11 protein-coding genes and 1 other annotated feature are annotated in these 11,476 nt (G+C 53.0%); of the genes, 5 read left to right on the forward strand and 6 right to left on the reverse strand.

Annotated features, from left to right (window positions below):
* Positions 1-390: 390 nt before the first annotated feature.
* The 3 genes from clpB to rluD all read right to left on the reverse strand — a co-directional run bounded on the left by clpB (position 391) and on the right by rluD (position 4,803).
* Positions 391-2,964, reverse strand: coding sequence for an ATP-dependent chaperone ClpB (gene clpB, locus ACOTY9_RS11070; protein WP_014884862.1), 2,574 nt, complete (start codon positions 2,962-2,964; stop codon positions 391-393).
* Between the two features lie 130 nt (positions 2,965-3,094).
* Positions 3,095-3,826, reverse strand: coding sequence for a purine nucleoside phosphorylase YfiH (yfiH, locus tag ACOTY9_RS11075; RefSeq protein ID WP_348565839.1), 732 nt, complete (start codon positions 3,824-3,826; stop codon positions 3,095-3,097).
* On the reverse strand, positions 3,823-4,803 hold the full coding sequence (gene rluD, locus ACOTY9_RS11080; RefSeq protein WP_014884864.1) for a 23S rRNA pseudouridine(1911/1915/1917) synthase RluD: 981 nt from the start codon (positions 4,801-4,803) through the stop codon (positions 3,823-3,825). The genes yfiH and rluD overlap by 4 nt, the downstream gene beginning before the upstream one ends.
* 131 nt (positions 4,804-4,934) lie before the next feature.
* Here rluD and bamD point away from each other — a divergent pair, with 131 nt between their 5' ends.
* The 4 genes from bamD (at position 4,935) to pheA (ending at position 7,701) form a co-directional block, all read left to right on the forward strand.
* Positions 4,935-5,672 carry an outer membrane protein assembly factor BamD gene (gene bamD, locus ACOTY9_RS11085; RefSeq protein WP_014884865.1) on the forward strand — a complete coding sequence of 246 codons (738 nt, stop codon included), beginning with the start codon at positions 4,935-4,937 and terminating at the stop codon, positions 5,670-5,672.
* Between the two features lie 267 nt (positions 5,673-5,939).
* Complete coding sequence (gene raiA / locus ACOTY9_RS11090; protein ID WP_014884866.1) at positions 5,940-6,281, forward strand: ribosome-associated translation inhibitor RaiA; 342 nt, start codon at positions 5,940-5,942, stop codon at positions 6,279-6,281.
* A gap of 103 nt (positions 6,282-6,384) precedes the next feature.
* Positions 6,385-6,510 (forward strand) — a sequence feature (Phe leader region).
* The gene (gene pheL / locus ACOTY9_RS11095; RefSeq protein ID WP_100249759.1) at positions 6,386-6,433 is read left to right on the forward strand and encodes a pheA operon leader peptide PheL; all 48 of its coding nucleotides are present in this window, start codon (positions 6,386-6,388) and stop codon (positions 6,431-6,433) included. (Overlaps the previous feature by 48 nt.)
* Positions 6,511-6,540: 30 nt before the next feature.
* The gene (pheA, locus tag ACOTY9_RS11100) at positions 6,541-7,701 is read left to right on the forward strand and encodes a bifunctional chorismate mutase/prephenate dehydratase (protein ID WP_348565840.1); all 1,161 of its coding nucleotides are present in this window, start codon (positions 6,541-6,543) and stop codon (positions 7,699-7,701) included.
* Here the strand turns inward: pheA and ACOTY9_RS11105 are convergent.
* From ACOTY9_RS11105 to aroF, 3 genes are read right to left on the reverse strand one after another with little or no spacing between them, the layout of a single operon-like run.
* Entirely contained in the window at positions 7,698-8,570 is an 873-nt protein-coding gene (locus ACOTY9_RS11105) for an SMP-30/gluconolactonase/LRE family protein (RefSeq protein ID WP_047027844.1), read from the reverse strand. The genes pheA and ACOTY9_RS11105 overlap by 4 nt on opposite strands.
* Positions 8,571-8,630: 60 nt before the next feature.
* Complete coding sequence (tyrA, locus tag ACOTY9_RS11110) at positions 8,631-9,752, reverse strand: bifunctional chorismate mutase/prephenate dehydrogenase (protein ID WP_023337646.1); 1,122 nt, start codon at positions 9,750-9,752, stop codon at positions 8,631-8,633.
* A gap of 10 nt (positions 9,753-9,762) precedes the next feature.
* Positions 9,763-10,833: a 3-deoxy-7-phosphoheptulonate synthase AroF gene (gene aroF, locus ACOTY9_RS11115; RefSeq protein WP_014884870.1), complete on the reverse strand. Its 1,071-nt coding sequence runs from the start codon at positions 10,831-10,833 to the stop codon at positions 9,763-9,765.
* Positions 10,834-11,047: 214 nt separating this feature from the next.
* Between aroF and ACOTY9_RS11120 the strand changes: the two genes are divergently transcribed.
* On the forward strand, positions 11,048-11,422 hold the full coding sequence (locus tag ACOTY9_RS11120; protein WP_348565841.1) for a DUF2799 domain-containing protein: 375 nt from the start codon (positions 11,048-11,050) through the stop codon (positions 11,420-11,422).
* Positions 11,423-11,476 lie beyond the last annotated feature (54 nt).

Raw genomic sequence — 11,476 nt, forward strand, 5'->3', positions numbered from 1 at the left:
GTATGTTCACTCAGAGACTTGGTATTCATTTATTGTCCGAAGACATTAAGAATCCATGTCACTTTGAGTGCCCACACAGATTGTCTGATAAATTGTTAAAGAGCAGTGCAACGCGGCTTTCGCTCACCGTTGCGAGGTGGCGTATATTACGCTTCCCTCTTTCAGAGTCAAGCGTTTATTTTGCTTTTCTCTGCTGACCCGGCGGCGTATGTGCCGTTGTTCCGTGTCAGTGGAGGCGCATTATAGGGAGTAATTCCGAACCTGCAAGGATAAAGTGAAAATTATTTACTGACTGCTCACTTTCCAGGCAAAACACTTCCCAGACCTCAATTCTCGCCTGGTTTTTAAACAAAAACGAGCCGCAAGCGGCTCGTTTTTGCGTTTTGTGACTTACTGCACTGCCACAATGCGATCGTCGTTGGCTTCCAGACGGATAACTTTGCCCGGAATCAGCTCCCCGGACAGGATCTGCTGCGCCAGCGGGTTTTCGATCTGCTGCTGGATAGCACGTTTCAACGGACGCGCACCATACACTGGATCATAACCGTTCTCGCTCAGCAGTTTCAGCGCATCGTCAGAGATGTGAATTTCATATCCACGCTCTTCCAGACGTTTGTACAGACGCTGCAGCTGGATCTGCGCAATCGACGCAATGTGTTTCTCACCCAGAGGATGGAACACCACCACTTCATCAATACGGTTGATGAACTCTGGACGGAAGCTATGGCTGACAACCCCCATCACCAGATCCTTCATATGGCCGTAGTCCAGCTCACCGAAACGTTCCTGAATCAAATCAGAACCCAGGTTCGATGTCATAATGACGACCGTATTACGGAAGTCGACCGTTCTCCCCTGCCCGTCAGTCAGACGGCCATCATCCAGCACCTGAAGCAGAATGTTGAACACATCCGGGTGCGCTTTTTCCACCTCATCCAGCAGAATGACGGAATAAGGACGGCGACGCACCGCTTCTGTCAGATAGCCACCTTCTTCATAACCGACATATCCCGGAGGCGCCCCGACCAGACGCGAGACGGAGTGTTTTTCCATAAACTCGGACATGTCGATGCGCACCATCGCATCGTCGCTATCGAACATAAAGTTAGCCAGTGCTTTGCACAGCTCGGTCTTACCGACACCGGTCGGCCCCAGGAACAGGAACGAACCAATCGGGCGATTAGGATCGGACAGCCCCGCACGGCTACGGCGGATGGCATTGGAGACGGCCTCAACCGCCTCGTCCTGACCGATCACGCGCTGATGCAGATCCTGCTCCATACGCAGCAGTTTATCGCGTTCGCTTTCCATCATGCGCGCCACCGGAATACCGGTCCAGCGGGCCAGCACTTCCGCAATTTCTGCATCCGTCACTTTATTACGTAACAGACGCATGGTTTTGCCTTCTGACTGCGTGGCGATCTCAAGCTGTTTTTCCAGCTCAGGGATTTTGCCGTACTGCAACTCGGACATTCGCGCCAGATCGCCCACGCGGCGAGCCTGTTCGATGGCGATTTTCGCCTGCTCAAGTTCCGCTTTAATGGTCTGCGTGCCAGACAGTGAAGCTTTCTCGGCTTTCCACTCTTCTTCCAGCTCAGAATACTGACGCTCTTTGTCGTCCAGTTCTTCGTTGAGCATATCGAGGCGTTTCTTACTGGCTTCATCAGACTCTTTCTTCAGCGCCTGCTGTTCCAGCTTGAGCTGAATGATACGACGGTCGAGCCTGTCCAGCTCTTCCGGTTTCGAGTCAATCTGCATACGAATGCTCGACGCCGCTTCATCAATCAGGTCGATCGCTTTATCCGGCAACTGGCGGTCAGCAATATAACGGTGCGAAAGCGTCGCCGCCGCCACAATCGCCGGGTCGGTGATTTGCACATGGTGATGCAGCTCATAACGTTCTTTCAGACCACGCAAAATCGCGATGGTATCTTCAACGCTTGGCTCGGCAACAAACACTTTCTGGAAACGACGTTCCAGAGCAGCATCTTTCTCAATGTACTGGCGGTACTCATCCAGCGTCGTGGCGCCAACGCAATGCAGTTCACCACGTGCCAGGGCTGGTTTCAGCATGTTCCCGGCATCCATCGCGCCGTCGGCCTTACCGGCCCCCACCATGGTGTGCAGTTCGTCAATAAACAGAATGACGTTGCCTTCCTGTTTAGCCAGGTCGTTAAGCACACCTTTCAGACGCTCTTCAAACTCACCGCGGTATTTCGCCCCGGCCACCAGCGCCCCCATATCCAGTGCCAGCACGCGGCGACCTTTCAGCCCTTCCGGCACTTCACCGTTTACGATACGCTGCGCCAGCCCTTCAACAATGGCGGTTTTACCCACACCGGGCTCACCAATCAGAACCGGGTTGTTCTTGGTACGACGCTGCAATACCTGAATCGTACGGCGGATCTCTTCGTCACGGCCGATGACCGGGTCAAGTTTGCCCTGCTCAGCACGCTCGGTCAGATCGACCGTAAATTTCTTCAAAGCCTGACGTTGGTCTTCGGCTCCCTGATCGTTCACGCTTTCACCTCCGCGCATTTTCTCAATCGCCTGAGTCACATTGGCGGTGGTTGCACCGGCAGATTTCAGCAGGTCGGTTAAGGTACCGCGTGATTCAAGCGCCGCCAGAACAAACAGCTCTGACGAAATAAAGTTGTCCCCACGTTTTTGCGCCAGCTTGTCGCAAAGGTTCAGCACGCGCACCAGATCCTGAGACGGCTGAACATCACCGCCGGTACCTTCTACCTGCGGTAAACGGCTCAGTGCCTGATCGATAGCGGTGCGTAACTGGCCAGCATTAATGCCAGCAGACGTTAATAAAGGACGTACCGATCCCCCTTCCTGATTCAGCAAGGCGCTCATTAAATGAAGAGGTTCGATGAATTGGTTGTCGTGCCCCAGCGCGAGCGACTGGGCATCGGCAAGAGCAAGCTGGAATTTATTAGTAAGACGATCCAGACGCATAACTCCTCCCATAAACAGGTCAAATTTGCTACTGGAGATTAAATGAGGTCATCCCTCAATTATTCAAGGTTAATGATCTGAATTATGTGAAAAGAAAACGGCACGTTCCGGATCGTCTTGATTCTTTAGGTTATATCAGCCAAATAAAACTTGCCATACGACCCGTAGTCTTGTCGCGGCGATAAGAGAAAAAATCACCCTTTTCGGTGAAAGTACAGCGATCTCCGCCGAAGATCTGCGTGACACCGACGCTATTCAGGCGCTGACGGGCAAGCTGGTAAATATCTGCCAGATATTTTTCACCGGAAGGCTGAAAAGCCTCAGCGGCTTGCGGATCTTTTTCCATGAATGCTTCGCGAACTTCCGGCCCCACTTCAAAAGCACGAGGGCCAATCGCCGGACCCAGCCAGGCCATGATATTGGCGGAATCATCGTTAAAGCAGGCGACGGTCTCTTCCAGCACGCCCTCACACAATCCACGCCAGCCTGCATGCGCGGCAGCCACTTCAGTACCTGCCCGGTTACAGAACAAAACCGGCAGACAATCGGCGGTCATAACGGCACAAACCGTGCCCGGAGTATTGCTGTAAGAGGCGTCTGCGCGTTTAGAAGCGTAAGGTTCTCCCGTCAGCTTCAGCACCGCTTTACCATGAACCTGTTCCAGCCAGACCGGTTTCGAAGGCAGATTCCCCGCAGCAAACAGACGCCTGCGGTTCTCTTCTACATGATCCAGGTTATCGCCACAGTGTGCGCCGAGATTCAACGACTCCCACGCGCCCTGGCTGACTCCGCCAGTACGGGTTGAGCTGCAGGCGGCCACGCCTTCAGGTTGTGGCCACTCCGGGACAATCAGTTTGGTCATAACCAGTCCACATGGTCCTTATGTTCTTCGAAATCAGCACGCATGGCGTCAATCAGTTCCACCATATCCTGTGGGAGAGGCGCATGCCACTCCATCTGAATACCGGTGATGGGGTGATAGAGACGCAGCATGGTCGCGTGCAGCGCCTGACGATCGAACTTGCGCAGTACGCTGATGAACTCATCCGATGCGCCTTTTGGCGGACGCGGACGACCACCGTATACCTGATCCCCCACCAGCGGATGGGTAATGTGGGCCATATGAACACGGATCTGGTGCGTACGACCGGTTTCCAGGCGCAGGCGCAGGCGCGTATGAATACGGAAGTGCTCCATAATGCGATAGTGCGTCACCGCTGGTTTCCCCATCGGGTGCACCGACATATGAGTGCGTTTAGTCGGGTGACGGCTAATCGGTTCTTCTACCGTGCCGCCAGCGGTCATGTGGCCAATGGCTACCGCTTCGTATTCACGGGTAATTTCGCGCAGCTGCAGTGATTCCACCAGACGGGTCTGAGCAGGAACGGTCTTTGCCACGACCATCAGACCGGTGGTGTCTTTATCCAGACGGTGAACGATACCCGCGCGCGGGACATCAGCAATCGGCGGATAGTAATGGAGAAGTGCATTAAGTACCGTACCGTCAGGATTCCCCGCCCCCGGATGAACAACCAGGTCGCGCGGCTTGTTGATTACCAGAATGTCATCATCTTCATAGACGATGTCCAATGGGATATCCTGCGGCTCGAAGCGGATTTCCTCTTCGATTTCAGCATTGATGGCAACAGCTTCCCCACCAAACACTTTCTCTTTTGGTTTGTCCCAGATCTTGCCGTTTACCAGCACGCGCTGGTCAAGGATCCATTCTTTTATGCGTGAACGCGAATAATCAGGGAACAATTCGGCCAAAGCCTGATCTAAGCGTTGACCGAGCTGATTTTCGGAGACTGTTGCGGTGAGTTCTACTCGTTGTGCCATAAACTGCTTCTTTGTTTAACGTTGGGTTTTACGGCTTTGCCGTTTAATATAGTGTGCTATTGTAGCTGGTCTTAATCGGGAGCAGGAACAGAGTTTCTCCCGGACAAACATTTGAGGAAAGTCAAAACGTCATGACGCGCATGAAATATCTGGTGGCAGCGGCCACGTTGAGCCTGGCTTTGGTGGGCTGCTCCGGTTCGAATGAACAGGTCCCTGACAATCCGCCGAATGAAATCTATGCGACTGCACAACAAAAGTTGCAGGACGGTAACTGGAAACAGGCGATAACGCAACTGGAAGCGTTGGATAATCGCTATCCATTTGGTCCGTATTCGCAGCAGGTACAGTTAGATCTTATCTACGCCTACTACAAAAATGCCGACCTGCCGCTGGCTCAGGCAACTATCGATCGTTTCATGCGTCTGAATCCGACTCATCCTAACATCGATTACGTCATGTATATGCGCGGTCTTACCAACATGGCGCTGGATGACAGTGCTCTGCAGGGCTTCTTCGGCGTGGATCGTTCCGATCGTGATCCCCAGCATGCGCGTGATGCCTTCAATGACTTCTCCAAACTGGTGCGCGGCTATCCAAACAGTCAGTACGTGACCGACGCGACCAAACGTCTGGTGTTCCTGAAAGATCGCCTGGCGAAGTATGAATACTCCGTTGCGGAATACTATACCCGCCGTGGCGCATGGGTTGCCGTGGTTAACCGCGTAGAAGGTATGCTGCGTGATTACCCGGATACTCAGGCAACGCGTGACGGCCTGAAGCTGATGGAAAATGCTTACCGTCAGATGCAGATGACCACTCAGGCTGAAAAAGTGGCGAAAATTATCGCCGCGAATAGCAGCAACACCTGATAGTGCTTCAATGCAAAACGGCAGCCCTAAGGCTGCCGTTTTTGTATCTATTTCTGATATTCGCTGAAGCGCTTTATCTCAACTCATCCCGTCAACTATGACCGCAATTTTTGCCTTCCACAAGGTAAATCTCACCTCTTCCTGCCCTGCCTCACAAAAAAGATTCCCTGACAAAAACCGACAAAATAACGTGATCTAAATCACACATTTTGACATTAGGTCGGGTATGCTGGAATCACCAAGACGGAAAGACAAGAGGTAAAATTTATGACAATGAACATTACCAGTAAACAAATGGAAATTACTCCGGCAATTCGCCAGCACGTCGCAGACCGTCTCGCCAAACTGGATAAATGGCAAACTCACCTGATTAACCCGCATATCATTCTGTCTAAGGAGCCACAGGGTTTCATCGCTGACGCAACTATCAATACTCCAAACGGCCATCTGGTCGCCAGCGCAAAACATGAAGATATGTACACGGCTATTAACGATTTGATCAACAAGCTGGAACGGCAGCTCAATAAAGTGCAACACAAAGGTGAAGCCCGTCGCGCCGCATCCTCGGTGAAAGACGCCAGCTTCGCGGAAGAAGTTGAAGAAGAGTAATCCTTTAAATTGAGTGTACCGCCAACGCGCCTTCGGGCGCGTTTTTTATTGACAGGGTGAAAACAGTACAGGTACTTTAACGGTATCAATCACAGGATGATGTTATGAAACTTACGCCGTTCTTCTTCGCATTCTTTTTTACCTTCCCCTGACCGGGAGGCGTTTCGTCGTGTGATAAAGAATGCGAAGACGAACAACAAGGCCTCCCACACCGGGGGGCCTTTTTTATTGATAACGATAAAATGAGACAGGCGACACTATGACACCGGAAAACCCGTTACTGGACCTGCGCGTAAAAATCAGCGCGCTGGATGAGAAATTACTGGCACTGCTGGCCGAACGTCGCATGCTCGCCGTTGAAGTAGGGAAAGCCAAACTGGACTCCCATCGTCCGGTACGTGATATTGACCGCGAACGCGATCTGCTGGAACGTCTGATCCAGCTCGGCAAAGCGCACCACCTCGATGCCCATTACATCACCCGGTTGTTCCAGCTCATCATTGAAGACTCCGTTCTCACTCAGCAAGCGCTGCTCCAGCAGCATCTGAACAAAACTAACCCGCATTCTGCGCGTATCGCCTTCCTCGGCCCGAAAGGCTCTTACTCTCACCTGGCCGCACGTCAATATGCCGCTCGCCATTTCGAAGAATTTATTGAGAGCGGCTGCGCAAAATTTGCCGATATCTTTAACCAGGTCGAGACCGGCCAGGCGGATTACGCCGTCGTGCCCATTGAAAACACCAGTTCGGGTGCCATCAACGACGTTTACGATTTGCTGCAGCACACCAGCCTGTCGCTGGTTGGCGAGCTGACGATCCCTATCGATCACTGCGTGCTGGTCTCCGGCTCAACCGATCTGAGCAAGATAGAAACCGTCTACAGTCATCCCCAGCCGTTCCAGCAGTGCAGCCAGTTCCTGAACCGCTATCCGAGCTGGAAAATCGAGTACACCGAAAGCACCTCCGCGGCAATGGAAAAAGTGGCGCAGGCTAACTCGCCAGCCGTCGCTGCACTCGGTAGCGAGGCGGGTGGCGCGTTGTATGGCTTACAGGTGCTGGAGCGCAACCTGGCAAACCAGACGCAAAATATTACCCGTTTCGTGGTGCTGGCGCGTAAGTCCATCAATGTGTCAGACCAGGTTCCAGCGAAAACCACGCTGCTGATGGCGACCGGACAACAGGCGGGTGCACTGGTTGAAGCCCTGCTGGTGCTGCGCAACCACAACCTGATCATGACCAAACTGGAATCGCGTCCAATTCACGGTAACCCGTGGGAAGAGATGTTTTATCTCGATATCCAGGCCAACCTGGAGTCTGCCGCCATGCAGAAGGCCCTGCGTGAACTGGGTGAGATTACCCGTTCCATGAAAGTGCTTGGCTGCTATCCGAGCGAAAACGTCGTGCCTGTCGATCCAAGCTAACGTTCGATAAAGCGACTTTTCTTCATCCCTGCCACATTTACGGGCAGGGTGAAGATGGCGCCGGAGAGCGGATACTCAGCCACCTCTTCTGCATCCATATTTTCCCGCGTGGTCGTAATGAACAGCGTTTTCATATCATCGCCGCCAAAGCAGACCATCGTCGGGCAACGTACAGGCAAGCGATACTCTTCCAGCTGCTCCCCTTGCGGTGAAAAACGCGCGATACGCCAGCCGTCAAACAGTGCGCTCCAGTAGCAGCCTTCCACATCGACTGCCGCGCCGTCCGGTATCCCTTCGCCCTCTTTAAATTGACGAAAGATCTCACGTCTGCCGGGTTCACCCTGCTGATCAACCGGAGTGCGATAGATCACCCCATTGGGCGTATCGGAGGTATACATCCACCGCTTATCCGGACTAAACGCTAAGCCGTTATGCCCGTGAATATCACACTGGATTACTTTCGGTGTCAGATCGTTGTCGATACGCATCAGCAACGCGCCGTTGTAATCCCCCGGCCCCCAGAACGTCCCCGCATAGAAACGCCCCATACTATCGGTTCCCCCGTCATTAAAACGCGCCAGCTGTGGGTTAGAGGGGTTATCGCACACCTTACGCTGCAGGAGGCCATGCTTATCGGCAAGCCAGATGCCATTGCGCATGGCCACGATAAACCCGCCGCGTTCACGCAACGCAAAACAGCCCACTTCCTCATGGAAAGAGAGCACGGTGTGTTCTGCCGTTGGCAGATGATATCGGTGGATTTCGCCTTCCAGGATATCGGCCCAGTAGAGCGCATGCTCTTCAGCGCTCCATGTCGGACACTCAGGCAGGTGCCCGGTGTAATTCAACAGCAGCTGCGGTTCAGCCATGACAGTTCCCCAAAATGAAAAAAGCCAGCAATGCTGGCTTTCAGTATATACATGATCGGATCACTGGCGACTGTCATTTGCCTGGCGCAACAGCGTGCGGCTCTCGCTCTGGAAACGCGTGGCGTAATCACCGAACCAATGCTCCACTTTACGGAAACTGTCGATAAACGCCTGCTTGTCGCCATGCTCCAGCAGCGTAATGGCTTCGCCAAAGCGCTGATAGTAACGTTTGATCAGTGCCAGATTATTTTCGGACGACATAATAATGTCGGCGTAAAGCTGGGGATCCTGCGCAAACAGACGTCCAACCATCGCCAGTTCCAGACGATAGATCGGTGATGAGAGCGCCAGCAGCTGTTCAAGCTGCACGTTCTCTTCCGCCAGATGCAGACCGTAGGCAAAGGTCGCAAAGTGGCGCAGTGCCTGAATAAACGCCATGTTCTGATCGTGCTCGACCGCGCTGATGCGGTGCAGTCGTGCGCCCCATACCTGAATCTGTTCGAGGAACCACTGATAGGCTTCCGGCTGACGCCCGTCGCAGTAAACCACCACTTGCTTCGCCAGGCTGCCGCTGTCCGGGCCAAACATCGGGTGCAAACCCAGTACCGGACCCGTATGCGCGGCCAGCATTGCCTGCAGCGGACCATTTTTGACAGAAGCAAGGTCCACCAGGATGCAATCCTGCGGTAAAGGCGGAAGTTTTCCGATGATCTGCTCCGTCACGTGGATCGGCACGCTGACGATAACCATTCCCGCGTCTTTCATCAGTTCTGGCGCCTGGGCCCAGTCCTCTTTCTCCAGAATGCGCACCTGGTAGCCAGAAAGCGTCAGCATTTTTTCAAACAGACGCCCCATCTGCCCGCCGCCGCCGACAATCACCACCGGACGCAGGGACGGACAGAGGGTTTTGAAGCCTTTGTCGTTTTCGCTGGAATAGGATTCGCGCATTACGCGACGCAGCACATCTTCAATCAAATCCGGCGAAACACCCAGCGACTGGGCCTCTTTACGACGGGAAGCCAGCATTGAGGCTTCGCGCTCCGGAACGTAAATCGGCAGGCCGTATTTACTTTTTACTTCACCGACTTCAGCAACCAGTGCCATACGTCGCGCCAGCAGATCCAGCAGCGCCTTGTCCACTTCATCAATTTGATCGCGTAATGCGGTCAATTCAGCAACCATAGCTAACCTCTTAAGCCAGACGCGTCGCCAGCTGGCCATTTAAATCTTTATGGATCTCACGCAGCAGCGCATCGGTGGTTTCCCAGCTGATGCAGGCATCCGTCACGGAGACGCCGTGCTTCATCGCACTGCGCGGTTGTTCAGATGACTGATTACCTTCATGAATGTTGCTCTCAATCATCAGACCGATAATCGAACGGTTGCCGTCTTTGATCTGTGCGACCACGGATTCGGCAACCGCGGGCTGGCGACGATAATCTTTATTCGAATTACCATGACTGCAATCTACCATCAGTGCCGGGCGCAGTCCCGCCTGCTCCATCTCTTTTTCACACTGCGCCACATCTGCCGGGCTGTAGTTTGGCGCTTTACCGCCGCGCAGGATCACATGACCGTCCGGGTTACCCTGAGTTTGCAGGAGGCACACCTGGCCCGCCTGGTTGATACCCACAAAACGGTGCGGCATTGCGGCGGCGCGCATAGCGTTGATCGCCGTCGCCAGACTGCCATCGGTACCGTTTTTAAAACCAACCGGCATCGACAGACCAGACGCCATCTCGCGGTGGGTTTGCGATTCCGTCGTCCGCGCACCAATCGCAGACCAGCTGAACAGATCGCCCAGGTATTGCGGGCTATTCGGATCAAGCGCTTCGGTTGCCAGCGGCAGCCCCATGCTAACCAGCTCCACCAGCAGGCGACGCGCAATCTTCAGCCCTGCTTCCACATCAAACGAGCCATCCATGTGCGGATCGTTAATCAACCCTTTCCAGCCAACGGTCGTGCGTGGCTTCTCAAAATAGACGCGCATCACCAGATAGAGGCTATCGCTGACCTCCTCCGCTAATGCTTTAAATCGATGAGCGTACTCAATGGCGGTTTCAGGATCGTGAATAGAGCAAGGACCACAGACCACCAGCAGGCGCGGATCGCGACCCGCGATAATGTCAGAAATGGTCTGGCGAGAGTGCTCAATTTGAGCCTCCTGCGCGGCACTCAGCGGGAATGCTGCTTTCAGTTGATCCGGGGTAATTAAAACCTGTTCGTCAGTGATATGTACGTTGTTCAGCGCGTCTTTTTGCATGATGGCGATCCTGTAATGCTCGTTTGCGATAGTTGTTATCCTCGATGAGGTGAAGCAACGATACCACAACAAGTAAAGATTTCAATCCAAAATCCGTAAATATTAATTTACATAAGCTAATTACTAGCAAAAAACAGCCGTTAAATACGTAAACTTTAAATTACACCCCGCTTTTCTTCCGCCAGGCTATGCTGAAGAAAAAAGGAGAATTGCTATGCGCTCAATTGCTCTGGTGCTGTTGTTGCTGTTTTTATCGGGCTGCCAGATTAATCCTTACACTTTTCAGCCCCACTGGACGAGTCCGGACTGGTTCAGTGCAGGAAAAGAAGACGCCATGAATGGCCTGGTGGTTAAAGATAACCAGACCCTGGCCGATAGTTTTAATGACCCTGATGTTGATCGTAGCGAATATCTCCGCGGCTACGCTGATGGTCAGAAGAAAGTATGCGGAGAGGGTTTTATTCATGCCTGGGGATTAGCGGGCAAATCTTATCCAGCCAGTTGTGATAGTGTTGAAAATGCTGTGAAACTCCGTGCGTCATGGCAAAAAGGAATGGACGAAAGTATGCGTTCCAGCAGACTTAATTAAGTCTGTGTTTATCCCCTGGAAAATAAACCACTGTAGGATTTAGCTTAGGTCAGC

It is taken from the genome of Enterobacter cloacae complex sp. SHL012, from assembly GCF_049237505.1.
In the GTDB taxonomy this organism is placed as follows: domain Bacteria; phylum Pseudomonadota; class Gammaproteobacteria; order Enterobacterales; family Enterobacteriaceae; genus Enterobacter; species Enterobacter kobei.